27 protein-coding genes are annotated in these 25,845 nt (G+C 47.7%); 16 read left to right on the top strand and 11 right to left on the bottom strand.

Translation table 11 applies throughout. From position 1 onward, the window contains the following. Positions 1-208: 208 nt before the first annotated feature. The 5 genes from PMG25_RS17465 to PMG25_RS17485 all read right to left on the bottom strand — a co-directional run bounded on the left by PMG25_RS17465 (position 209) and on the right by PMG25_RS17485 (position 4,480). On the bottom strand, positions 209-1,348 hold the full coding sequence (locus PMG25_RS17465; RefSeq protein WP_283768176.1) for an ABC transporter ATP-binding protein: 1,140 nt from the start codon (positions 1,346-1,348) through the stop codon (positions 209-211). 171 nt (positions 1,349-1,519) lie between these two features. Further along, on the bottom strand, positions 1,520-2,527 hold the full coding sequence (locus tag PMG25_RS17470) for a Gfo/Idh/MocA family protein (RefSeq protein WP_283768177.1): 1,008 nt from the start codon (positions 2,525-2,527) through the stop codon (positions 1,520-1,522). Positions 2,528-2,539: 12 nt separating this feature from the next. Further along, positions 2,540-3,277, bottom strand: coding sequence for a ribonuclease III (gene rnc, locus PMG25_RS17475; RefSeq protein ID WP_283768178.1), 738 nt, complete (start codon positions 3,275-3,277; stop codon positions 2,540-2,542). Positions 3,278-3,348: 71 nt separating this feature from the next. Further along, positions 3,349-3,912 carry a hypothetical protein gene (locus tag PMG25_RS17480; RefSeq protein WP_283768179.1) on the bottom strand — a complete coding sequence of 188 codons (564 nt, stop codon included), beginning with the start codon at positions 3,910-3,912 and terminating at the stop codon, positions 3,349-3,351. Between the two features lie 352 nt (positions 3,913-4,264). Next, positions 4,265-4,480, bottom strand: coding sequence for a hypothetical protein (locus PMG25_RS17485; RefSeq protein WP_283768180.1), 216 nt, complete (start codon positions 4,478-4,480; stop codon positions 4,265-4,267). A gap of 19 nt (positions 4,481-4,499) precedes the next feature. Here PMG25_RS17485 and PMG25_RS17490 point away from each other — a divergent pair, with 19 nt between their 5' ends. Next, positions 4,500-4,652, top strand: coding sequence for a hypothetical protein (locus tag PMG25_RS17490; RefSeq protein WP_283768181.1), 153 nt, complete (start codon positions 4,500-4,502; stop codon positions 4,650-4,652). On the opposite strand, the gene dapB is transcribed toward PMG25_RS17490, so the two are convergent. Beyond that, entirely contained in the window at positions 4,649-5,476 is an 828-nt protein-coding gene (gene dapB / locus PMG25_RS17495) for a 4-hydroxy-tetrahydrodipicolinate reductase (protein ID WP_347178870.1), read from the bottom strand. The two genes, PMG25_RS17490 and dapB, sit on opposite strands and share 4 nt — an antisense overlap. Positions 5,477-5,924: 448 nt before the next feature. Here dapB and PMG25_RS17500 point away from each other — a divergent pair, with 448 nt between their 5' ends. After that, entirely contained in the window at positions 5,925-8,522 is a 2,598-nt protein-coding gene (locus PMG25_RS17500) for an adenylate/guanylate cyclase domain-containing protein (RefSeq protein WP_283768183.1), read from the top strand. Next, a complete protein-coding gene (locus PMG25_RS17505) occupies positions 8,519-9,706 on the top strand; it encodes a DegT/DnrJ/EryC1/StrS family aminotransferase (RefSeq protein ID WP_283768184.1) in 1,188 nt (395 codons plus the stop codon). Before PMG25_RS17500 ends, PMG25_RS17505 begins: the two co-directional genes overlap by 4 nt. Here the strand turns inward: PMG25_RS17505 and PMG25_RS17510 are convergent. Beyond that, entirely contained in the window at positions 9,703-9,894 is a 192-nt protein-coding gene (locus tag PMG25_RS17510; protein ID WP_283768185.1) for a hypothetical protein, read from the bottom strand. The genes PMG25_RS17505 and PMG25_RS17510 overlap by 4 nt on opposite strands. Before the next feature lie 206 nt (positions 9,895-10,100). Then, positions 10,101-10,469 carry a YccF domain-containing protein gene (locus PMG25_RS17515; protein ID WP_283768186.1) on the bottom strand — a complete coding sequence of 123 codons (369 nt, stop codon included), beginning with the start codon at positions 10,467-10,469 and terminating at the stop codon, positions 10,101-10,103. Between the two features lie 96 nt (positions 10,470-10,565). On the opposite strand from PMG25_RS17515, the gene yidD reads away from it, so the two are divergent. Together yidD and PMG25_RS17525 are read left to right on the top strand one after the other, a co-directional pair. After that, on the top strand, positions 10,566-11,564 hold the full coding sequence (gene yidD / locus PMG25_RS17520) for a membrane protein insertion efficiency factor YidD (RefSeq protein ID WP_283768187.1): 999 nt from the start codon (positions 10,566-10,568) through the stop codon (positions 11,562-11,564). Between the two features lie 60 nt (positions 11,565-11,624). After that, on the top strand, positions 11,625-11,807 hold the full coding sequence (locus tag PMG25_RS17525; RefSeq protein ID WP_283753647.1) for a hypothetical protein: 183 nt from the start codon (positions 11,625-11,627) through the stop codon (positions 11,805-11,807). Positions 11,808-11,948: 141 nt separating this feature from the next. On the opposite strand, the gene PMG25_RS17530 is transcribed toward PMG25_RS17525, so the two are convergent. Then, on the bottom strand, positions 11,949-12,560 hold the full coding sequence (locus tag PMG25_RS17530; protein WP_347178871.1) for a cofactor assembly of complex C subunit B: 612 nt from the start codon (positions 12,558-12,560) through the stop codon (positions 11,949-11,951). Positions 12,561-12,801: 241 nt separating this feature from the next. Next, positions 12,802-14,691 (bottom strand): TolC family protein, encoded by a 1,890-nt coding sequence (locus PMG25_RS17535; RefSeq protein ID WP_283768189.1) that lies wholly within the window; start codon positions 14,689-14,691, stop codon positions 12,802-12,804. 193 nt (positions 14,692-14,884) lie between these two features. On the opposite strand from PMG25_RS17535, the gene PMG25_RS17540 reads away from it, so the two are divergent. From PMG25_RS17540 to PMG25_RS17585, 10 genes are all read left to right on the top strand, one after another. After that, positions 14,885-16,030, top strand: a complete 1,146-nt coding sequence (locus tag PMG25_RS17540; protein ID WP_283768190.1) for a DegT/DnrJ/EryC1/StrS family aminotransferase — start codon at positions 14,885-14,887, stop codon at positions 16,028-16,030. A gap of 268 nt (positions 16,031-16,298) precedes the next feature. Beyond that, the gene (locus tag PMG25_RS17545) at positions 16,299-18,008 is read left to right on the top strand and encodes an ABC1 kinase family protein (protein ID WP_283768191.1); all 1,710 of its coding nucleotides are present in this window, start codon (positions 16,299-16,301) and stop codon (positions 18,006-18,008) included. 87 nt (positions 18,009-18,095) lie between these two features. After that, positions 18,096-18,467, top strand: a complete 372-nt coding sequence (locus PMG25_RS17550; RefSeq protein ID WP_283768192.1) for a hypothetical protein — start codon at positions 18,096-18,098, stop codon at positions 18,465-18,467. 600 nt (positions 18,468-19,067) lie between these two features. Beyond that, positions 19,068-19,838 (top strand): hypothetical protein, encoded by a 771-nt coding sequence (locus tag PMG25_RS17555; protein ID WP_283768193.1) that lies wholly within the window; start codon positions 19,068-19,070, stop codon positions 19,836-19,838. Positions 19,839-19,865: 27 nt separating this feature from the next. Further along, the gene (locus PMG25_RS17560; RefSeq protein ID WP_283768194.1) at positions 19,866-20,555 is read left to right on the top strand and encodes a polysaccharide deacetylase family protein; all 690 of its coding nucleotides are present in this window, start codon (positions 19,866-19,868) and stop codon (positions 20,553-20,555) included. A gap of 201 nt (positions 20,556-20,756) precedes the next feature. Further along, entirely contained in the window at positions 20,757-21,875 is a 1,119-nt protein-coding gene (gene nuoH / locus PMG25_RS17565; RefSeq protein ID WP_283768195.1) for an NADH-quinone oxidoreductase subunit NuoH, read from the top strand. 54 nt (positions 21,876-21,929) lie between these two features. Next, positions 21,930-22,523, top strand: a complete 594-nt coding sequence (gene ndhI, locus PMG25_RS17570) for an NAD(P)H-quinone oxidoreductase subunit I (protein WP_283768281.1) — start codon at positions 21,930-21,932, stop codon at positions 22,521-22,523. Positions 22,524-22,528: 5 nt separating this feature from the next. After that, a complete protein-coding gene (locus PMG25_RS17575; protein ID WP_283768196.1) occupies positions 22,529-23,140 on the top strand; it encodes an NADH-quinone oxidoreductase subunit J in 612 nt (203 codons plus the stop codon). Between the two features lie 44 nt (positions 23,141-23,184). After that, positions 23,185-23,496 (top strand): NADH-quinone oxidoreductase subunit NuoK, encoded by a 312-nt coding sequence (gene nuoK, locus PMG25_RS17580; RefSeq protein WP_271936106.1) that lies wholly within the window; start codon positions 23,185-23,187, stop codon positions 23,494-23,496. A 303-nt stretch (positions 23,497-23,799) separates the two neighbouring features. Continuing rightward, on the top strand, positions 23,800-24,723 hold the full coding sequence (locus tag PMG25_RS17585) for an NAD(+) kinase (RefSeq protein ID WP_283768197.1): 924 nt from the start codon (positions 23,800-23,802) through the stop codon (positions 24,721-24,723). A gap of 95 nt (positions 24,724-24,818) precedes the next feature. Here the strand turns inward: PMG25_RS17585 and psaK are convergent, their stop codons facing one another. Further along, entirely contained in the window at positions 24,819-25,046 is a 228-nt protein-coding gene (gene psaK, locus PMG25_RS17590) for a photosystem I reaction center subunit PsaK (RefSeq protein ID WP_283753965.1), read from the bottom strand. Positions 25,047-25,179: 133 nt separating this feature from the next. On the opposite strand from psaK, the gene PMG25_RS17595 reads away from it, so the two are divergent. Next, entirely contained in the window at positions 25,180-25,827 is a 648-nt protein-coding gene (locus PMG25_RS17595; RefSeq protein ID WP_283768198.1) for a phosphoribosylanthranilate isomerase, read from the top strand. The last annotated feature ends 18 nt before the right edge of the window (positions 25,828-25,845 follow it).

The following is a 25,845-nucleotide window of genomic DNA, read 5'->3' on the forward strand; positions in this document are numbered from 1 at the left end:
GAGGGACTTTTCCCCCTTCTCCTGTGGGAGAAGGGGGTTGGGGGATGAGGGCAACGTTTCGGCTCATATCCCCTCTCCCTAAATCCCTCTCTCCCACTGGGAGAGGGACTTTTCCCCCTTCTCCTGTGGGAGAAGGGGGTTGGGGGATGAGGGCAACCGTTGATAACTCATTTAAAAATGCGATATAACTTCTAAAATTGAGATCGTTTTATTCATGCAGAGCCAAACAATCGGTCGGCTGCCAATGGACATAGAAGGCAGTTTCCGGATTAGATAGGGCTTGAGCATAGGAACTCCCTTCGCGAACCGGTTGGGATACGGTAATTTGGTCTCCAGAAACCAATTCCACCACACATTGAATATGGGTTCCCATAAACATCGTATGCTTAATCCGGCCTTCAAAACAGTTATGGTCTGTTTCTGGAGGAGTCAAACTGAGATGAATTTTTTCGGGTCGCACACTGACTACCAGGCGATCGCCCCCTCCGGTGCTACCATTGAGGTCAGAAGCGGCCCAAATCTTCAAGCCCTTATCCGTTTGTACCTCAACCGCTCCCGAATCTAGGGCAGCGCTGCGACCCTTAAACAAATTGGTATCCCCAATAAAATCAGCCACAAACGGAGTCGCCGGGCGATTATAAATTTCACTGGGAGAGCCAATTTGTTCAATTTTGCCATCACGCATGATCGCAATGCGATCGGAAAGGGAAAGGGCCTCTTCTTGATCGTGGGTGACCATCACAAACGTTAGCCCTAACTCCTGATGCAAATTAGACAATTCCACCTGCATCTCTTTGCGTAATTTCAGATCTAACGCCCCCAAGGGTTCATCTAATAACAACACCGCCGGTCGGTTCACCAATGCTCTGGCTAGAGCCACCCGTTGTTGTTGTCCCCCTGACATTTGCTTGGGCAAGCGATGGGCAAATGCCTCCATTTTGACCAGGCGTAAGGCCTCTTTCACCCGGTCTTCAATTTGGGCTTTCGTCAGCTTTTTTAACCGCAGTCCAAAGGCAATGTTCTCCCAAACATTCATATGTCCAAACAGGGCATAACTTTGGAAGACCGTATTCACCGGGCGACGGTAAGGGGGCACATGATTCACCGACTGCCCTTGAAGCAACAATTCCCCAGCCGAGGGGACTTCAAAGCCAGCAATCAGTCTTAACGTCGTCGTTTTTCCACACCCAGAGGGCCCAAGGATGCTAAAAAATTCACCTCGGTGAATGTTCAAGTTTACGCCTCGGACAGCCGTTTCTGAGCCAAACACCTTAAAGACTTTGCGAAGCTCAACATCTAACTCGACATTGGTTTCCCGATTAATTTGATTAGTTGCGGTCTGAGACATAGTGAGAACCCTGAGCAATGAGTTCGGAGGTACAGAGGAACAGCAAGAAAGGATCTAGACTGTTCAAGTTTAATCCATGATGAGTACCGCTCGATATCGCACCTGATTCGATCGCACTCGATCCAATGCTATATTAATCTCTTCTAGCGGATAGGTCTCGATAATTTCAAGTCATGAGAATAATTCCCCATTACCCACATTTTTAATTTTTGATTGAATCTGTTGCAGGGTGCGAACTAAGTCGGCTCCTACCCATCCAGAAGACTGAGAATAGGGTTGGCTCTGTTCTACAGACTCGATGAAGCGATCGCAGACGGCTTTTAAGGGTTCTCCTGGCGGTGTGGCGATAACTTCCCGGTTCACCCCCACGGGGGTAAAGTTTCCGTCTTCAACCTCAAAGTGTCCCTGTTGCACCACCAGAGGATCGGAGCTGAGTTCATCAAAAATCAGGGTTCCTTGAGACCCGACAACGGCTAAACGTCTTTGTTTATCGGGGTTGAGCCAACAGAGGTGGAGGGTCGCCTTAAAGCCGCTCGGATAGATGAGTTTGACCCAAACCACATCGGGTAAACCCGGTTGTAACCAGGTATCGCCGATCGCTTCGACTTCTACGGGGGTTTCCCCTAACCAGTGATTAAAGATGGCCAGGTCATGAATAGCTAAGTCCCAAAGTGCGTTGACATCTTGGCGCACCGGGCCTAAATGGGTGCGGGTGGCATATCCATAGCGTAGCTCTCCCACTGCTCCAGAAGAGAGGATTTCTTTACCTCGTTGCACTACGGGATGGAACAGATAGGTATGATCGACCATGAGCTGGCACTGTTGTTGTTCTGCTAGACGACACAGCTCTAGACATTCTTCGGCATCGAGGGTGAGGGGTTTTTCGGCTAATACGTGACAATTCTGACGGAGGGCGTAGTTAATGATCTCATAGTGGGTGGAGGCGGGGGTGGCGATCGCCGCTAATTCCACCTCTTCCCCCCCTAAAACTCCCTGCCAATCTTCAGTTAACTGCACCGAGTCTGGCAACTGATACCGAGTTTTCATCGCCTCTAGTCGATCGGGGTTCGGGTCTACCACCGCCACGACTTCCGTCTGGGGATTCTCCAGGAAATTACGGATTAAATGAGTTCCCCATCGACCCGCACCTAAAATGGCAATCTTAAATGGTTTATCCACGCTATCCTTGTTTCACCCCTCTTCAGTAAGCTTTATTTTTGATAAGGCATCTTTAGCGGCTGCTTGTTCGGCGGCTTTGCGCGATCGCCCTTTTCCTTTACCATAAAGTTCTCCCTGTACCCAAACCTGAGCCGTAAAGGGTTCTGCGGTATGTTTTTGCGATTCTACCGTAATCAGTTTATATTCCGGCAAAACCTTATGAACCGCTTGAGTCCATTCTTGCAGAGCTGATTTATAATCTCGCCGCGCTGGATCTTTACGAATCTCCGTAGACAGGGTGGTAAAATGGCTATCGAGCCAAGGTCGGATCAACTCTAGGGTATGGGTGCTCAAGTACAGTGCCCCTAAAACCGCTTCAAAGGCATCTGCTAGACGGGACGCGCGGCCGAGTTTATCACTGGCCGTTCCCCGATCCATCAGCAAATCTTGCTCTAAATTATAACTGTCTGCTAATTGGGCTAAAGTGCGATCGCTCACCAGAATTTTCCGAATAGCCGAAAACTCTCCCACCGACGCATCCGGATACAATTCCATCAACAATTCTGAAGCAGCAATCCGAACCACGGCATCACCAATAAACTCTAATTGCTCATAGTTTTCTGTCGATGACATACTCGGATGGGTCAGCGCTTTATCAAGTAAACACCATTCCACCGGGGAGGTTTCCGGTAACCCCAGTTTAAGAATGACACTTTGCAACTGTCGTTGTCTTCGGGGATAACTAACTTCTTCAGGGACAGAACTAGACATTACCCATCCAATGTGAGGTTTTGCGAACTTTCCTATCCTATCTTAAATGATTAAAAATTCAAAATTCAAAATTAATTTTGAATTGAAAGTTCTTTCTTAGATGGAGGTTTGAGGGTATGGATTTCTAGGGCACGATGAAAATTGATCGGTTGCCAATAGGATACCCCTTTGAGGTAAGTTGCTGACGTAAAATAACGGCTGTTCCGAACTTGAGTCACCGTTTGCGGTAATACGCCAATCAGTTGGGCCAGCACGTGAGGATTCAGTCCTTCCACCGTTTCCTGGCCAAAGAAGGCTTCTAGACTCGATAGCAGTTTTTCCGTCCGACAGAAAGGGTTAGGAGAAAACCGAGTGAGTTTATGTAACCAGCGCATCCATTGCAGGCGCATACTATAGGCTTGGTGGTAGTCTTGACGATTGGTAATCGGCAACAATTCTGGGGAACCAATAAACACTAATTGTCGGCCTTGTTCGTGGGATGTAATCGCCGCCCCTGGCCCTAAAAACTCGGCATAATAATCATTACAAAGGATCAATGCACTTTTTTTCTGGGGAGAAATGGCAAAAATCCCTTTCATTTCCCAGGATTGGCGATCGCTGGGTTTCAATTCTCTATGTCCTTCATTGCACACCATCTCCGTTTCTCTCCCGACATCAATCATGTGTGAGCAAGTTTTTGGTTGTTTAGCGGGCCCTTTTATGGCTCTACCCTTTACCTACACTTGTTGAGATTCTAATTTACGCCTTCTTTATTTGTCTTTATCAATTCTTTAATCTTTACCCAATCCACATATTTCTACCTCGGTTTACTTAGTTTTTATCAAGTCTCCGTAGGAAAAACCGTTGATTTTTGTATTACAGTATACTGTTTCTCTGGCTTGCTCTCTACAGAGCCTCTATAAACCCGATTGCTATAGCGCTACGCATTCAAGTTAAAACAACTTGAGGTTGGTAAGGGCTTTCCGGCCGTAACCTTTTATGTTAAATCTAAGCGCGTAGCGCTATAACATCAGTCAACACTTGAGCATCTGGCTCAGTTTGGCTTACTCTGAAGCCAAACGAAACACTAGAAAACGTAGAGGTCATGGTCATGATAGCTCTAGCGACGGCTTTCGAGGAGGCGGCAGCTTTGGAGGAGGCAGTGACAGTGGCGGCGCTGGAGATGGAGGAGGAGGCGGTGGTGGCGGCGGTGCTTGAAGCCATCACTTACGGGTAATGGGTAATGGGTAATTGCCTATTGCCTATTGCCTATTGCCTATTGCCTATTGCCTATTGCCTATTCCCCATTCCCTATTGCCTATTCCCCATCTATTCCCCATTCCCTATTCCCTATTCCCCATTCCCTATTCCCTATTCCCCATCCATTCCCCACTAAAGGATTTTTTCTAGACCATAAACCAGGGTTTTTAGTTCTAAGACTTTGCGGATGGCTAACAGTACGCCAGGCATATAGCAGAGGCGATCGCTGGTATCATGGCGCAAAGTATATAATTCTCCAGGAGAACCAAACAAGACCTCCTGATGGGCAATTAACCCCGGAAGGCGCACGCTATGAATGCGAATCCCTTCATCGGCTGCACCTCCCCTAGCTCCCGCTAAATTTTCCTTCTCCTTCACCTTGGGAGGGTTATAGGACTTGCCCAACTCACCCAACAATTGAGCCGTTTTAATCGCCGTTCCACTGGGAGCATCCGCCTTCTGGTCGTGATGGAGTTCTATAATTTCCACATGATCGAAATACTTCGACGCTTGGATAGCCGCCTGTTGTAAGAGAACCATACCAATGGAGAAATTGGGAATCACCAAACATCCCGTACTCGCTTTATCGGCAAACTCCGCCAACTCTTGCAACTGCTGGGGACTCAGACCTGTTGTCCCGACTACCGGACGAATTCCGTAAGCGATCGCACTGCGAACATTATCATAAACCGAATCCGGATGGGTAAAATCTACCATCACCCCCAACTGACTCTCCTGAGTCGCATAAGCGAGCATCGACTCCAACTGATTTAGAATAGGAACCTCCAAGGGGCCACACCCAGCTACCTCCCCCACATCCTTACCATTATGATCCGGATTGAGATCCACCCCCCCAATCAACTTCATATCCTCAGCTTGGGAAACCGCCTTAACCACCTCTCGGCCCATTTTCCCAGCCGCACCATTAACAATTACGGGAATCAGTCGATCGCTCATCATCCACTCCTGAATCGTAAAATAAACAAGCACAATTGGCAGATCAACCCTTGGCGTTGAGTCCTCTGAAAAGACACAATAGAACAGCTAGGCGATCGGAAGCCGATCCTACCACGATCCTTGGCTTTCCAAAACCGGTAAGGACGGCTTACAGATTATCCGGTTGGTTAGATAATCTCCTCGGAGAGAGGATAATAACACCCTTTTATCTTTGACTAAAACTTAAATGGACTCAGACATCTATGACCCTAAGCCATCATAAAATCTATTATCATAGCTCAATATTAGAGGATATCTTAGTCCCGACCTGAGCGGATGTAACTGTACTCCCTTGCTAAGTAAGTTTGTTTGTCCATCTAGCCATTCGGTAGGTGGCTAAAACACCAGATGTGACAGGGTGCGATAAGCAGCAAGCCGATATGCTGATTCCAACCATACCCACCATAACAACATGATGCACCGTTCCTTACAGGTACCTGTTCATGTCGGACTCAGTCCGAAATTAGAGCCGATGAGAGACCATGAAAAAAGCAAAGAAGAATTGGTACAGGAATTAGTTAGCCTGCGCCAGCAAGTAGTGAACTTGCAAGATCAACTGCGGTCTACTCAGGCAGACTGGGAAACACGATGGGAAAAGACAGAAGGTGAACTTAAAGCTGAGGTCGAGGCTCGCACGGCAGCCCTGAAAGAGTCTAATGATCAGTTTGTGGCCGAAATTGCCGAACGCTATCAAACCCTCCATGCTTTGCGTACTGCCAAAGAGCAACTAGAAGCGATTTTAGAGGCTGTACCGGGAACAGTTTCTTGGATTAGTCACGATCTACGCTACCTGGGAGTCAATCGACATTTAGCGGAAGTATTTAATCTACCTCCAGAAGAATTTGCGGGCAAACCGTTGGGATTTTTGGGCAGTAGTGATGGGTTTGATGGGTTTGTACAAGATTTTTTCGCCAGTGATGCTCAGGAAGCGTTCCGGGAAGTGGCGATGCGAATTAAGGGAGAACATCGTATCTTCCTGATTGTGGCCCAAAAGTATGATAATAACCAGGCTGCCTTTACGGTGGGAATTGATATCACCGAGCGCAAACAAGCGGAAGAAGCCCTACGAGAAGCGGAAAATAAGTATCGGACGATTTTTGAGAATGCGGTAGAGGGCATTTTTCAGATGACTCCAGATGGGCGCTATTTGAGCGCAAATCCGGCTTTGGCTCGCATTTATGGGTATGCTTCACCAGAGGAGCTGAAAAATACCTTAATTAATGTTCAGGATCAGCTTTATCTTGACCCTCGGCAACGCCAAGAATTTATTCATTTACTGCAACAGTATGATTCGGTGGTTGGGTTTGAGTCCCAGATTCGTCGGCTCGATGGACAGTTAACTTGGATTTCTGAGAATGGGCGAGCGGTACGGGATGAAGCGGGAACATTACTCTATTACGAGGGGACGGTTGAGGATATTACCGAGCGTAAAGAGGCAGAGGAACAACTCTGGCGGCTGAATGAGGAGTTGGAACAGCGAGTTGAGGAGAGAACGGTTGAGTTAAAGCAGGCGGTGGATCAGCTAACGGTGGAGGTGGCGGAACGGGAACGGGTGGAAGCGGCGCTGCGGGTGTCGGAGGCGGAACTGCGGGCGCTGTTTGCGGCGATGACGGATATTATTACGGTGTTTGATGCTGAAGGTCGCTTTATTCGGGTGGTTTCGACGAATTCGGAGACGCTGTTTAGTCCGACGGCCGATCGCATGGGAAAAACGGTATATGATATTTTTCCCCCGGAACAAGCAGCAATTTTTGCCCAGCAAATTCAACAGGTGGTGGAAACGGGGCAAACCATGAATTTAGAGTATTCTTTACCGGTTTCGATTACGTCAGGCATGGTGGATGAAAATCAAGGATTTTGGTCTCAGGATACGAGGGAAAATGAAGTCTGGTTTGCGGCGAGTGTTTCCCCGATGCCGGATAATTGTGTGATTTGGGTGGCTCGCAATATTACGGAGCGTAAGCGGGTGGTGGATGCGATGCGAGCAGCAGAAGAAAAGTATCGCAGTATTTTTGAGAATGCCGCAGAAGGAATTTTTCAACTGACTCCCGATGGACGCTATTTGAGCGCGAATCCGGCTTTGGCTCGCATGTACGGTTATGGTTCTCCAGAGGAGTTGATGGAGCGGTTGCACAATGTGGGGACGAATTTGTATGTCGATCCGGGCCGTCGGGAAGAGTTTATGAGGCTGATTGAGCGGGAAAATGCGGTGTCTAATTTTGATTCTCAGGTGTATCGCCAGGATCGCAGCATTATTTGGACTTCTGAGAATGCGAGGGCGGTTCGGGATGAGCAAGGCAATTTGTTGTTCTGTGAGGGAACAGTGGAGGATATTACCAAGCGGAAGGAGGCAGAAGCAGCGTTAAGAGCAGAGCAGGAGAAGTCGGAAAATTTGTTGTTGAATGTTCTACCGGGGGCGATCGCCCAACGGCTGAAACAGGAAGAAAGAAATTTGATCGCCGATCGCTTCGATCAGGTGACGATTTTGTTTGCTGATATTGTGGGCTTCACTCGCATGTCTTCGGGAATTTCGGCAACTGACTTGGTGAATTTGCTCAATGAGATTTTTTCTGAGTTTGACGAATTGGCCCAAGTTCATGGGGTAGAAAAGATTAAAACGATCGGCGATTCTTATATGGTGGTCAGTGGCATTCCTAAACCCCGTGCGGATCATGCAGAGGCGATCGCCCAAATGGCCTTGGATATGCAACGAGCCATTCCCAAGTTTCAACAACCCAATGGTCAACCCCTACAATTGCGAATTGGTATGAGTACGGGGCCGGTGGTGGCTGGGGTGATTGGGATGGCCAAGTTTATTTATGATTTATGGGGAGATGCGGTGAATGTGGCTTCTCGCATGGAATCTATGGGTATTCCGGGTAAAATTCAGGTTACGGAAGCCACTTATAAAAAGCTTAAACATCGCTATTTGTTTGAAAAACGGGGTGAGATTCAGGTGAAGGGAAAAGGGATGATGACCACCTATTGGTTGATCGGAACAGGCCATTGAAGACCTATCCCCGTTTAGCCTTGGATGTGCAATGGCCGGATCTGCTCGGTGGATTTGTGGCAGGTTCCGAGTCAGAATTAGACTTAGAAGGGGCGATCGCTTCTTATTGGCCCACTTCCCGTTCGCTTCAGGTGACTCTATCGGTGAGAACGGCTTTTGATTTACTGCTGCAAGCACTGGCGTTTCCCCCAGGAACTCAAGTGTTGATGAGTGGGGTGAATGTACGCCACATGGTGGAGATTGTGCAATGTCATGGCTTGGTTCCCGTACCCGTCGATTTAGACCTTGATACCTTAACTCCGAATTTAGACCATTTGCGCCGCCTCATTTCGCCTCAGACCCGTCTATTTGTGATTGCCCACCTGTTTGGATCAATTATTCCTTTAGCGCCCTATATTGCCCTCTGTCGCCAACATCAGATCCCCTTGGTGGAAGATTGTGCCCAAGCCTTTGCTGGGTCGTATTATTTAGGGGATGAACAGGCTGATGTGAGTTTATTTAGTTTCGGCCCGATTAAGACTTGTACGGCTTTGGGGGGTGGTGTGGCGATCGTGGGTGATGAGACTCTGGCAGGGAAAATGAGGGAAATTGGCGATCGCTATCCCGTAAAGGGCGATCGCTGGTACAGACAACGCCTGATCAAATATTGCGCCCTCAAAGCCATCTCTAACCCCTATCTGTATCATGCTCTGGTGCAACTGATCCGAGGTCTGGGTAAAGATGTGGATGGGGCGATCGGATCGAGTGCCAGAGGATTTAGATCCGGAGAACTCATCCCCCAACTGAGACACAAACCCCCTCAACTGCTCTTAAAAGTCCTCGCTCACCGGCTCAAAACTTGTCCCAACTATCAAGAGCGCATAAACCGGGCAAAAAGCATCTTAACTCAACTTGATCGCTCTATCACCTGGCCAGGATCGGATGCAGCTCAACACTCCTTTTGGGTGGTTCCCATTCAAACCCCATCCCCTAAACTCTGGATGGACAAACTACGCAATTCTGGCTTTGATGCCACCCAAGGCAATACCAGCTTAATCCCCATTCCGACTCCTGAAGGCCAACCCTTACCCAACTCTCAAACACTGCTGCACAATCTGCTATATTTACCTATTTCTCCAGCATTACCCGTTAGTGAATATCCGCGATTAACTCAATTGATTAACTCCCTCAGTCATCATCCTTAACGGATCTGACAGACCCTTTGTAGGCGATCGCCTTCAACCACAAACACATTACACTGCACTTGATCTCGATCGAGCTGCTCCAATACAGACATTTTCGACTGCTCAGATAGTACGCGATCGGACACGAGAGGATTAAATAGGGCAGCCATTAGGGTTGAAAAGGTCAAAAGAACGAAACTTACATTCATTGGGTCAAATCTCCGTTTGCTGCTTTAGCTAACCATCTCCTAGATAAATCTGTGATTACTCGGACTTATCGATTGTCTGTTAGCTGTTATAATCCAATTTTGGAAAAGAAACAAGCAAAACCTCTAGTAGGGTGTTCCACAATTGTAACCGTCCACTTAGGGATAGCCAGAGAGTTAGCTTCGGTATTTTCTTAGAAGCGCTCCCCTTAACGAAGTTCCCGTCCGAAGGGAAACAGAGCCAAAGGAATTAACTTAAAGTGCTGTTGGGCAAAGGGGATACCGATAATGGTAATAAACAAGATTGCCCCGTGGAGGAGGTGAGAAAGGGCAATTTCCCAACCGAAGAAGATCACCCAAATGATATTCAAGATCATGGGAATCACGCCAGAGGAAGTGGGGCTAACCTCAACTTCTTTACCAAAGGGGGTAAAGGTGGCAAAACCAATTTTCATGGTTTGTATGCCAAAGGGAATACCGATAATGGTCATACACATGACGATGCCACCGATAATATAGCCCAATCCAGAGATTAAGCCACCAAAAATCAACCAGATCAGGTTACCCAACAGTGTCATAACGGGTTTCTCTCCCTCATTGAATGACTAAACGGATTGATTGTATCAAAGACCGGTTCGATAGGAGTATAACCTTAGATATATCTTTTGCTGAACATGAGACTCAAACTGAAACTCTGGGAAACTCAACTGCTCAAAGTCCTACTCATTCGGGCTATCCAAGCCTATCGGCGCGGAATTTCGCCCCTGTTTCCCCCCAGTTGCCGATTTTATCCGTCCTGTTCCCAGTATGCGTTGACGGCGGTGGAACGGTTTGGGGTGATGCAGGGTTTACAATTGGCAGGAGCGCGGGTTTTAAGGTGTAATCCGTTTCATCCCGGAGGTTACGATCCAGTTCCAGAATTAGAAAACGTGAGCGATAAGATCATTGGGCCTATGAGATTAAAACCTTATCAACAGATTCCAATTGAAGATCATCAGGAGCCTCTGGTTCCCATTCCTTTGGACTCTTTTGCGGTGGTTGTGCCCCATCCTTATGAGAAGTTGGGCGCTCCCTATGGGGATAAGTCGCCCTATTGGTTACGGAAGACGGTTTGCGATCGCCTGTTGATGGCTCAAAAGCAACTGCAAACCCATCATCCGGGCTGGAAAATCCAGATTTTTGATGCCTATCGACCGATCGCCGTTCAGGAGTTTATGGTCGAATATAGCTTCATCGAGTTAGCCGAAACTCAAGGTCTCAATCCGGAAACCCTGACGGAGGAGCAACGGCAAACTCTTCTAGAAGAAGTGTATCATTTTTGGGCAGCTCCTTCCCCCGATCCGGCAACTCCTCCCCCCCATAGTACGGGAGCAGCCGTAGATGTGACTTTAGTGGATCGGGCAGGAACGGCACTAGATATGGGATCGCCCATCGATGAAATTTCTCCCCGTTCCTTCCCCGATCATTATGCCCAAGGGAAAACTGCCCAGGAGCAGAGTTATCATAAACACCGTCAACTTCTAGATCGGATTATGGAGTTTGCCGGGTTTAAGCGTCATCCCCGTGAATGGTGGCATTTTTCCTATGGGGATCAACTCTGGGTGTGGCTTAAGGTACAGGAAGGCAGTTGGCATCAACCGGAGGCGATCGCCCATTATGGCAAAGCACCCTAATCATCAGTCAAAATTGCTCCCTTTGGCTACAATAAGAGAGAGTATGGGAGTGTTGTGTAGATGTTAGAAATCATTGCGATCGTCATCTTTTCCATTGCCACCTTTGCCCTAGCCTATCTTCTAGGGTTAATGGGTATGGCCTTAACTGCGCTTTTTTTCCTCCTTGAAGATATTCCTGGATGGGTATGGACAGCCCTCTTGCTAGGATTAACCGTAGCAACCTATAGAGGATTAAGGTACTAAATTGGTACTCGATTCTAAACAATACATAACAGTATGAGTTTAATTATTTCTAATGAAATGGTTGCCGCTAGTGGTGGGACTGAAGAGATAAAAGAAACATTGATGAATTCTGATATATAGTTGATTCAATTAACAGTCAAGCTACCACTCCACCTGTTCTAAGGAAATGCCAATTTTATCCGCAATTCCGGCAATCCAAGCTTCATCTTGCTGGGTATAACTGCGTGGTGCATTTGCCCCTAAAATCATCACCCCATGTTCTCCCAAGGGTTGACAAATCACCCCTTGAGTGTTCTCAGGTAAATAATCAAATTCAATTTTGCCCGGATAAATATTGAGATTAACTAAATAAACCGGTTTACCTCGATCGAGAACCCGTTGCACAATGGGGCCGGGGGTAACCTCGGACTTTGGGCCTAAAATGCCTCGGCGCAAAATCACATGACCTCGATCATAAATAATCAGCGATCGCGTCACTGTATTGGTAAGCAATAATTGAGAAGCCCAAGCTAACTCAGTTTTGACCACATCGGGTAGCTCATCAGACAATTCAAAGCCTTCTTCTCCAATTAATTGAACACGCTCAGGGGGGACAGGTTGAATCTGTTGCCAGAGTAACCCAGTTAAAATTAACAGGGCGCTAATCATCACCCCTAAAACATCAGAACGGCCTTGGGAAGGGGTTAACTCTGGGGTAAATAGCCGATTCACCATCAATAGAGTTCCCCCCATTACGCCGACAATAATCGGCATGAGGCGTAAAAATCGGTTGGAGTCGGTGGGTTTGACAGTCAAGATAATTAAAAATGAGGTTGCGGATATATAGGTAGTCTAAATGAGTTGTGCAACGCGATGACTTTCATCCCGATAGTGACCTTGATTTACTCGTGCCATTTTCTGAGAGGGCGAAAATTACTTTATCACGGCGACTAAAGTCGCCGCGCCGCTTCTCCGTCTCTGTCTAAAGACGGGGGGCTACCAAGCCCTCGTGCTGCTATCGTGTGGGAGCAGCCGGTAAATTACTAATCGCTCGTTGCAGACGAGCAACGGCCACGTTATAGCCTAAAATCGCTTGCACTTGGTTAAATTGGGCTTGGGTGAGGTCAGTTTCCGAATTAATCACATCCGTCTGAGTGCCAACCCCGGCTTGAAAACGCAGTCGAGCTAGTCGCAGAGCTTCTTCCGCTTGAGCTAGACCCACAATAGAGGTTTGAATATTGTCAAACGTAGAGACGAGTTGAAAATAGGCATCTTCAACTTCTAAGCGAATGCGGTTACGGTTATCCGCAAATTGTTGTTGAGCCAGTTCAATTTCCGTTTCTTCCACATCAGCTTGGGCCCGTATGCGTCCCCCATCGTAGAGCGTCCAGTTGAGTTGCGCTCCTAGGGTATAGCCATCCCCAGCGCCTTGGGAAAGCAAGGGGTCATCGAACCATAATTTGAGGGCGTTGTAATTGGCAAATAAGCTCACTTGGGGCTTTAATCCGGCTAACCGGGCATCACGCTGGGCTTCATTGAGTTCTCGTTCGATTAAACGTTGTTCGAGTTCAGCCCGATTTTTGTAGGCGAGAATAACGCTGTCGTCGAGGGACAGTTGCCAACGACCGACGATTTCTACTGGGTCGGCGGCGGATACATCGAGGGTTTGGGGCAGATTCAAGATTTGGGCGAGGGTGCGGCGAGCGGTTCTCAAATCGGCGATCGCCTCGGTCAGTCGTTGCTGTTCATTCGCTACCTGTACTTGCGCTTGCAACACAGCGAACCGAGTTCCCACACCCGCTACTTCTAAAGCCTGGGCATCCCGTAAACTGCGCTCGGCTTGTCTCAGAGCTTGTTGACGAATACGTAATTGTTCTGCTGCCGCTTGCAACCGATAATACTGCTCGGCTACATCAAGGCGAATCTGTTCCTCAATCACTTCCACCTGAAGGGCATTAATCTGAACCTGCTTTTCTGCGGCTGTAATGTTGGCCGAGCGTAAGCCGGATGTGATCAGGTCATAGCGCAGTTCAACCGTCCCCGTTAAAGCATTTCTGGGAGAATCGGGATCGCCCAAGGAGGTATCCGCATTGCGGGCGCTAATTTCGCTACTGGCACTTTGGGAGCGTTGTAGATCCGATTGGAAGTTCAGGGTGGGTAACTTAGCGGCTAAGGCTTGCCTGAGTTGGGCTTGCGATCGCTCTAACTGGAGTTTAGAGCGTTGCAACTCAATATTATTGCGCCGGGCTAAATCGATCGCCTGTTTCAGGGTTAAGGGTTGAGTCCCTTCAATCGCCACTTCTGAGGGATCGGTGGGAAATAACAGAGGGTTTGGACTCGGATCGAGATATAGGGGAGCGAGTTCATCCGAAGGACTTTGGGCAACATAGGGAGACACCAAGGTTTCTGGGAGTGGATTTTGAGTCGGATCGGACGTTAAGGCCCCTTGTAGACGACTCACCCAAGCACTATCTTCTGCTGAGAGCTGTTGAGAATGTTGAGTTGCTAGGGTGTTTAGGGTTTCCTCCGGTTGAGAATTCTCCACCGTCTGGCGATCGCGCCAGGGATGGGTTCCATTCTCCCCCCTGATTGAAGGTTTTAAAGGGCCCAACTCCAAAGCTTGTCCAGGTTCTGATAGGGTTAAGGGGGTAGCCTCTCCTCCTACCCAATCTACTAGATTAGAATCTGTTGGATTGGACTCTGTAGATGTTTCCTCTACCTCTAGGGGAGGTTGCGATGAGACCGGTTTTGGGTTCTCCAGAGAGGTCTGGGGTTCAAATGATGGTTCAGGTTGGCTCGTTTCTAAGAGCAGATCGCTCGCAAAAACCACAGCATTGACGCTAGGATTTATCACGGCGAACGCAGCGCTCACACTCACACCAATAAATTTCCACAAAGTTGGCATAATTCCTCAGTTCAATCCACAATCCCAGATCACAAATGTCCTGGCTCAAGCAGAGACTCCATAAGCAGGATACTGTTTTACCTATGAACTTGGCAATCGCTTGTCCTTATTCCCTAGAGATTTGCTGGTAGGATAGACCGACATAGAATTGAGTCAATTTCAAAGTAAAGATTACAAACTGTGGTGTAAGCCAGTGAACAACATTCCCCCTGTTGATTTAACCCAGCAATACCAAGCGATCGCCTCGGAGGTGGAAACTGCGGTACTGAAACTTTTGGCTTCGGGTCGCTACATTGGCGGCCCGGTGGTGGAGTCTTTTGAAGAACAGTTGGCTCAAGCGGTGGGTGTCAATCACTGTGTGGCCTGTAATTCGGGGACGGATGCTTTATATTTGGCTCTGCGAGCGGTGGAAGTGGGCCCAGGGGATGAGGTGATTACCACCCCATTTACGTTTATTGCCACAGCCGAGACAATCGCCATGGCAGGAGCAACTCCGGTGTTTGTGGATGTGGAGGAGGAATCGTTTAATCTGGATCTGTCCCAGGTAGAAGCAGCTATTACTGAGAAGACGAAGGCGATTATTCCGGTACATTTGTTTGGCCGACCGGTGGATATGACCCGGTTAATGGCGATCGCTCAATCCCATAATTTAAAAGTGATTGAAGATTGTGCCCAAGCTGCGGGGGCGACTTGGGCCGGTTCTCCCGTGGGCAGTTGGGGAGATGTGGGCTGTTTTAGTTTTTACCCAACGAAAAATCTAGCCGCCTGTGGGGATGGGGGGGCACTCACCACGGGGGATGGGGCGATCGGCGATCGAGTTCGTCTGTTGCGCGATCATGGGCGACGCAGGGGTTATCTGTATGAAGCGACGGGGGTTAATTCCCGTTTAGACGCTCTACAAGCAGCTATCTTAAGCATTAAGCTCAAGTATTTAGCCCAATGGAATCAGCAACGGCGAGAAGTTGCCGCTCGCTATGATCAGCTTTTGGCTTCGGTTCCTGGTATTGTGCTACCCCAAGACATTGAGGGAGGAGAGTCAGTTTGGAATCAATACACTATTCGCATTAAGGGGCAACAGGGGCCAGATCAAGAGTATCGAGATCGAGTTCAATTGGGTCTCCGGGAGCAAGGGGTGATTGCGTCGGTCTATTATCCTCTCCCTTTACATCTGCAACCGGTTTATGAAGATTTAGGCTATCAGCCCCAGCAGTTGGCGATCGCCGAGCAACTGAGCCAAGAAGTTCTCTCTTTGCCCATGTTCCCTGAGTTGACCCCCCAGCAACAAGCACAAGTCGTGGATTGCCTCAAAAATAGCTTGTCTCGCGCGACCCACGGGTAATCATTCATCCGTAAGAGCTAGGACAAAGGCTTCACATTCCTTTACAGAAACCTGAGAAAATTTGAAGTTTTTTGTACTATAGTTAAGAAAAAGATAAAAAATATCATCCACCCGACCAACATAGAATCAAGGAAAGGGTAAAGAGTCTTTGCCAAATCCCCAAATTCCAATGGGTCAATGGTGGACATTTAATAAACTCTATCGATTGTAGATAGAACTCTAAAATTTGCATGGTCAAAATTGTGATTATCAAGAGGCATCAGTGAGCGTGAAGCAACATCCACTTGAGCAGCTCAGGAGATACGACCCCCAGGCGATCGCCAGCTACTATAGATTCCGCCCTTGGCAAAGTCTGTATCGAATTGTGACTGTAGTCGGGGCTTTTTTAGGATTTATCTTCTCCCTCCAATGGGATCAACTCAGTAACCAAACCGAACAAAATCGCCCCAAACGCGCCACCCAATTGCGGGAATTACTCACTCACCTCGGGCCAACCTATATCAAAGTCGGTCAAGCCCTCTCCACCCGTCCCGATCTGATTCGCAAAGACTTTCTTGAAGAGTTAACTAAACTTCAAGATCGCCTGCCTCCCTTTGCCAACCCAACCGCCTTTGACATCATCGAGAGAGAACTGGGATATTCGATCTCTCAAATGTACCTGGATATATCCCCCCATCCCGTCGCTGCTGCCAGTTTAGGCCAGGTCTATAGAGGAAGACTCCATAGTGGGGAAGAAGTGGCCATTAAAGTTCAACGGCCCAACCTACTCCCCATTCTCACCCTCGATTTATACCTGATGCGATGGGCAGCCCGTTGGCTCTCTCCCATTTTGCCCCTAAATTTGGGTCATGACCTGACTCTGATTGTAGAAGAATTTGGGATCAAACTGTTTGAAGAAATTGACTATATTAACGAAGGAAAAAATGCCGAGAAGTTCGCCGAAAATTTTCGCTACAATACCCAAGTTAAAGTCCCCCAGATTTATTGGGATTACTGCTCAAAGAAAGTTCTCACTCTAGAATGGATTAATGGCTATAAACTCACCAGTACCGATGCCATTCAAGAAGCCGGTTTAGATGCTGATAAAATTATCCGCATTGGTGTAAACACGGGGCTGCAACAGTTGCTAGAGTTTGGGTTTTTCCATGCTGACCCCCATCCAGGCAATCTATTTGCTCTATCGGGCCCTTCAGGAATTGGGGACCAAATGGGCTATATTGATTTTGGCATGATGGATCAGTTGGATCAGACGGCTAAAGAAACCTTAGTCGATGCAGTTGTTCATCTGATTAATAAGGATTATACGGAATTAGCAGAAGATTTTGTAAAACTGGGTTTTCTGACTCCAGAAACTGATATTCAACCCATTATCCCTGCCCTAGAAGCGGTGTTTGGGGATATTATCGGTGAAAGTGTTCGGGACTTTAATTTTAAGACGATTACGGATAAGTTCTCGGAAATTATGTACGAGTATCCGTTCCGAGTGCCGGCGAAGTTTGCTTTAATTATTCGATCGCTGGTCACTCAAGAAGGATTAGCACTGAGTATTAATCCCGATTTTAGAATTGTGGAAATTGCCTATCCCTATGTGGCTCAACGGTTGCTGACTGGGGAAACGCCAAGTCTAAGGCGGCGGTTGTTAGAGGTGCTGATTAAGGATGGGAAGTTCCGTTGGGATCGCCTAGAGAATATGCTGGCGATCGCCCGCTCCGATAGCGGCTTTGATATCATGCCCACAGCTCAGTTAGGCTTACAATATCTGCTCTCGGAAGAAGGGCAATATTTGCGCCATCAAATTGTCTTAGCTCTGACGGAGAATGACCGCCTACACACCGAAGAAGTGCAGCGACTGTGGCATTTAATTGAGGATGATATCCATCCCACTCGCTTGCTCGATGCTGCGTGGGAAGCGATCGCCGATTTTTCCAAAGAGCGAGCAGCTCTGCTCCTGCCTTCCGTCGCGGCTTTCACCCGATAACGCCCACAACTCTATCAAAAGTCTAGGGAGTCCGATATACTCCCTAGGGACACTCTGTTATCTCAATTCCATCCAGGAGTAGTATTCGTGTACTATACCGCCCAACCTCCTTACGCCTTATTACTGATTGGTTTGCTCGTCAGCTTGACATCAGGAGCAGCCTTTTATGCCACATTGACTGAAGCCGCCAAAATCTGGTCATCTAAATCTAGTAATTATGAGATCACCAGCCTTCAGGGGCCAAAACTGCTGTTTCCATTTACAGGCATTTTTGCCGGTGCTTGTGTATTCTTGTCGTCGGGGTTGGCGGTATTCGGCTTTCCCACGGCGATCGCCTATTTAATTTCCCTCCCCGTTACCCTGTTTGTCAGTGGCTTGGTTTGGTATCAACTTGGTCAAGTGCTGATCCAACTCCAACAAGGTGGCTCCCAAGCCCTAGATCTAGACTCATGGGGCTAAACCCCACAAACTAAACCCGTAGTGCCGTGACAACCCTAAAATGGTGGGTTACGGCGGATTGAGAGATTGCTATTACCGTCTAGGTTTTAGCCGCCTAACCCACCCTACGCTAATGCACGTTTTTAGCTGTGTCATGGCAGTAGGGTGGGCACTGCCAGCCCTACTGGACTTGAAATGAGAGGAGCTAAATCATCGATTGTTAAGTTTAATCTCAATTGCTTGATTGGGATTAAACTATCTCCTATATTAAAAATATGGAGCTAACAAAAAAGCTTCATTGGCAGATCAAACAGTCCATTTCTAACCATTAGTTTTGAGAGGTAAAACACTGTTTCACTATCATCTGTCTCTCCAAGTACAAACTGCACCCAATCGGTGGCTGGTCTTTCCTTAAAACTGGGTAAACTGGGAGTAAGAAAGGGGATTAAATAAGCCCATTTCCCTCCAAATAGACTTAACCTAAGCAAGGAAGATTTCAGGGAACTATTCGGGTGCAGTTGTGCTTTTAAAAGCAATGAAGCGTAATGAACCCAGAAAATCAGCAGGCGAATTCCTTAATCCGCTACAATCGATAAGTAGAATTCTCCCTCACGGAAGCTTATGGCCATTATTGCTCTGAAGGCTTGGTATCTCCAAGAATATGAGCCGATTCCCGAACTAGAAAAACGCCCCCCAGATATGCGCTTGAGTAAGCAAAGTTTGCTCAAATCTGCTTTGCGTGCTGATTTCCTCGAAGATAGCGAAGAAGTCAAGCAATCGATTTGGTTTCAGCGATATTTACAAGGGGAAACCATAGAATTTTATATCGAAGGCAGTGGAGGTTATGCCATCTCCAATATTGACCTGACTAGCCATGAGATTTACTTTACCAAACAGGAAGTGATGGCCCATCTCGATCCGATGATCTTCTTCTGCTATCAGCAGGAGTATGGAGAATCGAGTCAGATCTTACAGGAAGTATTAGAAGAAACTATTACGGATCTGAATCGGCGATCGCGCCTTACCCTAACCCTAGAATCATCTCACCGTCCCAATCAAGCCCCCATTCGTCTCAATAATCCCCTCATGCGTCGCATTCGCAAAAGTTTACTCTTCATTGCCGATGGGACTCCCGTCACTCAAGTAGACACCGAAGACACAACCCATCTCATACCGAGTCCTTATGTCTGTGTGGAAATGGGATATGCTCTCTCTATTAAACGACCCGAACAACTCTTACTCGCACAAATGGAGCGATCGGACTTTCCAGGGCAATTTCCCTTTGATGTCTCTCCCCAAAACCGTCTCTCCTTTCAATCGATGGAAGACTTAAAAGACCTACTGCCCCCAACCCTGGAAACCCTGCTAGAACGGTATCGGTTATTAACCTAAGTTGGGGATAGAAAACTCCCCAGAACCATGTCACTCCAGCTATATCCTCTCTATCCCATCCTCTATCAAGGCTTAAAACCCTTATTTCCCCAATGTTTATGGCAGGGAAATCCCGATCAAAAGGCGATCGCCCTCACCTTTGATGATGGCCCCCATCCCCAATACACCCCAGAGCTGTTAAACGTATTAGAAACCTACAACGTCAAAGCCAACTTTTTTTGGCTCGGATACTGGGTCGAACAGTATCCCGAAATCGCCAAAGCCGTTTACAATCGAGGCCATTGGATCGGTTTACATGGCTATACCCATCGCAACTTTCCCCAACTGACCCCAGAACAACTCTACCAAGACTTATACCAAACCCAAACCGCCATTCTTCAGGCCTGCGATCTGAACCCGGAAGAGCGATCGCACTTTCGGGATGTGCGGCCTCCCAATGGTCTTTTCACCCCCCAAACCCTCAAACTGTTGCAACAATGGAACTATCGCCCAGTGATGTGGACAGTCGTTCCCGAAGATTGGGTTAATCCAGGCGTTTCCACCGTAGTTAAGCGCGTCATAGAAACCGTTTGTCCCGGTTCACTCATTGTTCTCCATGACGGCATCTATGGCGGTCAGAGCGTCGCAGAAACCATCAAGCAGATCCTACCCATCCTCTTAGAACAAGACTATAAGCTCGTTAGTATTAACCATCTCTGGCACTCTCTGGAGAAATAGACAAGACTTGATTCTCCCCATCCCCCCACTGCCATTTTCAGGGAAGAATCAACAGCCCTGCTATCGGCCATGGGACGATTTATGGTCAAATGGGAAGCATGTTGATAGGTCTAATTAGCAAATCAGACCCAAAAAACCCTCAATAAACTTTAAAATCCATAAGGGAAGCCTAGCTTCCTTTGACTGGAATCGCGAGGAAAGATGAATTTAGGAATTGACTTACAAAGAAGTTTTATCGAATTGCTGACCCACTTCGGTCTTCCCCAGGGAGCAGCAAAAGCATTGTGGATTCCCCTACCCATGTTAGTGGTTCTAGTGGGCGCAACGGTGGGCGTATTGGTCACCACCTGGCTAGAGCGAAAAGTATCGGCTGCCGTGCAACAGCGCATCGGCCCCGAATATATGGGCCCTTATGGGGTCTTAGTCCCCGTTGCTGATGGTCTGAAACTCCTGCTCAAACAAGATATCATCCCCGACAAAGCCGATCCGATTTTATTTACCCTAGGGCCAGCCCTGGTGGTGATTCCGGTCTTTTTGTCCTTTCTGATTGTGCCCTTCGGAGAAAACTTGATGATCTCCAATGTGGCCATTGGTATCTTTTTGTGGATTGCCCTTTCCAGTGTGGCCCCCATTGGCTTACTCATGTCAGGCTATGCCTCCAATAACAAGTATTCCCTGTTGGGAGGACTGCGGGCCGCTGCCCAATCGATTAGCTATGAGATTCCGTTAGCGTTTTGCGTCCTGGCGATCGTCATGATGTCCAATAGCCTCAGTACCATCGATATTGTCGATCAACAATCCGGTTATGGCATCCTCGGCTGGAATATCTGGCGGCAACCGGTAGGATTTATCATTTTCTGGATTGCTGCTTTGGCTGAATGCGAGCGTCTACCCTTCGATTTACCCGAAGCTGAAGAAGAATTAGTGGCTGGATATCAAACCGAATACGCAGGGATGAAATTCGCCCTGTTTTATCTCGGTTCCTATGTGAACCTCGTACTCTCCGGTCTTCTGGTGGCCGTCCTATACTTAGGAGGATGGGAATTTATTATCCCCATTGAGCAAGTTGCCCAGTGGTTAGGCATACCCGAAACCACCGCCTGGTTACAAGTGCTGATGGCAAGTTTGGGAATTACTATGGTAATTTTCAAAACCTATTTACTGGTCTTTATTGCTGTTCTCTGTCGGTGGACGCTGCCCCGCGTGCGGATTGACCAACTGTTAGATTTAGGATGGAAATTCCTCTTACCGGTTTCTTTAGTCAATCTTCTATTGACCGCAGCTCTGAAGTTAGTCTTTCCCTTTGCCTTTGGCGGATAGTTGAGCTTGGAACGTTATCCGTTTTGTGTAGTTACGAGTGGTTAATCCATCATGTTGAAGTTCTTAAAACAAGTCGGTGATTACGCGAAAGGGACGGTAGAAGCAGCGAAATATATTGGTCAAGGTCTGTCAGTGACCTTCGACCATATGCAACGCCGTCCCATTACCGTGCAATATCCCTATGAAAAGCTGATTCCTTCGGAACGGTATCGGGGACGCATTCACTTTGAGTTTGATAAGTGTATTTCTTGCGAAGTTTGCGTGCGAGTTTGTCCGATTAATCTTCCGGTGGTCGATTGGGAGATGAATAAGGAGTCGAAGAAAAAACAACTGAAGCACTACAGTATTGATTTCGGAGTCTGTATTTTCTGCGCCAATTGCATTGAATATTGTCCGACGAATTGTTTGTCCGCGACGGAAGAGTATGAGTTGGCGGCTTACGATCGCCACGAGTTGAACTATGATAATGTGGCCCTAGGTCGCATTCCCTATAAAGTCACCAATGACCCCATGGTTCAACCGATGCGTGAATTTGCTTATCTACCCAAGGGAGTCGTTGACCCTCATACCGTATCCCATACGGAACGACGGGCTGGACTGCGGCCAGAGGAAATTCTGGAACAATCGGAAACACCAAACAAGGATTAAGTAACGTGAATTTAGCTGAAGGGGTTCAATTGGTATCATTTGGGCTGTTGGCGATCATGGCGATCGCCGCCGCCCTCGGCGTAGTCTTACTGAAGAATATTGTCCACTCTGCCTTTTTGTTGGCCGGGGTGTTGATCAGTATGGCTGGGCTGTATCTGTTGCTGAATGCGGGGTTTGTGGCAGCCGCTCAAACCCTGATCTATGTGGGGGCCATTAATGTCCTCATCCTGTTTGCCATCATGTTGGTGAATAAACAGGAAGACTATCAACCCCTGGTTCGGGGTTGGATTCGTAAGGGTGCAACAGCAGTCGTCTGTGGGGGGTTGTTTGCCCTGTTAGGGACAATGGTTGTGCAAACTCCCTGGCAACTCTCCACCGAGGCGATCGCCGGGGATAGCGCAACGACGCTAATCGGGTTGCATTTCTTTAGTGACTTTCTCCTGCCTTTTGAGTTGGCTTCTGTCCTTCTATTAATGGCTTTGGTGGGGGCAATTATTCTTGCCCGTCGGGAAGAAATTCCCGATCAACGTCCCCAAGGCCAAGGGATTCCCGATAGCTTACAATTACCGGAACGACCCAGGGAATTGGTCTCATCGGGTAAAAAGAATGAATCTTAAAGGCTAAGAGAGCTGGTTAATTGATTGGGAGAAATGGAAACACGATGGTTTTACAACTTGAATATTTTTTGCTCATTGCAGCGGCCCTATTTTGTATCGGCATTTATGGCTTGATTACGAGCCGTAATGCGGTACGAGTTCTCATGTCGATTGAGTTATTGCTCAATGCGGTGAACTTAAATTTGATGGCGTTTTCTAACTTTTTAGATCCGCAAGGCATTCGCGGCCAAGTGTTTACGGTGTTTGTGATTACCGTAGCCGCAGCCGAAGCCGCCGTTGGTTTGGCGATCGTGCTATCAATTTACCGTAACCGCAATACGGTGGATATGGAGCAGTTTAACTTACTCAAATGGTAAGGAAAATCTAAGGGGTTGGGTTAACTAACCCCTTATAGCAAACCTAAATGAGTTATGTAATAACTGCCCCTCATCCCCCTACCCCCTTCTCCCGCAGGCGCTGTCCTGCTTGCCCTGAGCGTAGCCGAAGGGAGCGAAGTCGAAGGGAGAAGGGGAAAAGTCCCTCTCCCGTGGGAGAGGGATATAGGGAGAGGGCATTTCCTGTTGCACAACTCATATAGACTAGCTATAGTTATTGAGTAAGGAGTAAAAAAATATTTATTATTTATTATTAATTATTAATTTTTAATTTTTAATTGAATTGTGGAACTCAAACAGGTCATTATTTCCCATAAAGCCGGAGATGTAGATAGTCGCAAATGGGCGGAACGATCTGCGAAAGAGTTGGATGCTCTGGGTTGTCGAGTGCTGATGGGGCCATCGGGTGCTAAGGATAATCCTTATCCCGTGTTTTTGGCTTCAGCCCCTCAACCGATCGATCTGGCGGTGGTTTTGGGGGGGGATGGAACAGCCTTGGCTGCTGCTCGACAGTTGGCTGCTGAAGGTATCCCCATTTTGTCGGTGAATATTGGCGGACATTTGGGGTTTTTAACGGAGTCGGCGGATAATTTTTATGATACGCAACGGGTTTGGGAACGGTTGCAAAGCGATCGCTATGCGGTGCAGCGTAGGATGATGCTGGAAGCGGCAGTTTATGAGAGTAACCGGCGTTTTGTACCTCCGGTGAGCGATCGCTTTTTGGCGTTGAATGAAATCTGTATTAAACCGGCATCCCACGATCGCATGATTACCTCCAAGCTAGAAATTGAGATCGATGGGGAAGTCGTCGATCAATATCAAGGAGATGGTTTATTGGTCTCGACTCCCACCGGTTCAACTTGTTACAACCTTTCTGCCAATGGGCCGATCATTCATGAGGGCATGGAAGCAATGGCTGTGACTCCCATTTGTCCTTTAAGTTTGTCGAGTCGCCCCATTGTTATTCCTTCCGGCTGTATTGTCAGCGTTTGGCCCCTAGCAGACTACGATTTAAGCACTAAACTCTGGACAGATGGAGTTATGGGTACAGCCATTTGGCCCGGTCATCGGGTCGATGTGCGGATGGCCGATTATCAAGCCAAGTTTATTATCCTTGAAGAAAATCATTCCTACTATCGCACCCTCCGTAATAAGCTGCAATGGGCGGGTACAAGGATTGAGTTAGATAATAATCACCGGAGCAATTAACCATGGATGGCAGCAGGTAGGGGAGAGAGGAAAAATGAGGAAAACCACGCTTTCCTCCTGTCCGACTCCCCCCATTGGCTCACTTGTGCGGGAGATTAAATCGCTCCAGTACCACTAAGTCCTAGGATTACGCCAGCACCTAGGATATGACCTAAGCTGGTGGTCGCCAGTAATTCAGCCATTCCCATGCCACCGAAGAAGGGGCCAGCAGGTAGGCCAGGGCCAACACCTTTTTGTTGAATGGTGAATTTACCAATGGCGATCGCTAGAATATTGCAAGCAATCATGATCAGTCCGATATTGAGAGACCATTCTGAGGTCATAGGTCTTTTGCTCCTTAATCCCGGTAAAAAGTCCTCACCATTATAAGAAGCCTGCTGACAAAACTTTATTTTTGTGTCATTCCTTAAAGTTTATTAAAATTTTGATACAAAATTCCTCGAACAAGGAGCGAATATGCGCGTTAAAATTTGTGGACTGACCCAAGCCCAGCAAGCCGTGGCGATCGCCGATTTAGGAGCAACAGCCCTAGGATTTATCTGTGTTTCCAGCTCACCCCGCTACATCAAACCCCAACAGATCCAACACATCTGTACTCAACTCCCCCCATCTGTTGACCGCATCGGCGTATTTGTCAACGCCACCCTAGAGCAAATCTGTCACACCGTCACCCTCGGCCATCTCACCGGAATTCAACTCCATGGAGATGAAGATCCCTCATTTTGCCAAATTCTACGGCAAAAGTTACCCCAAATCGAACTGATCAAAGCCTTTCGAGTCCGCACCCCGGAAACCTTAACTCAAATTCCCACCTATCAAACCTGTGTCGATACCTTGCTTTTAGATGCCTATCATCCCCATCAATTCGGAGGAACCGGTCAAACTTTAGACTGGAAACATCTAAAAAGCTTTACTCCTCCCTTACCCTGGTTCTTAGCTGGAGGATTAACACCCGACAATATTGAACAAGCCCTACAGTCCCTCTCTCCCCAAGGTATCGATTTATCCAGTGGGGTTGAGTTACAACCTGGGGACAAAGATCTAGAGAAAGTGAGGCGCTTATTGCAAACACTGGGTAGATGCACATCCAATCTCAACCCCTGAGTTTCCCCAGAATGATCC

This window comes from Roseofilum capinflatum BLCC-M114 (assembly GCF_030068505.1).
GTDB lineage: Bacteria > Cyanobacteriota > Cyanobacteriia > Cyanobacteriales > Desertifilaceae > Roseofilum > Roseofilum capinflatum.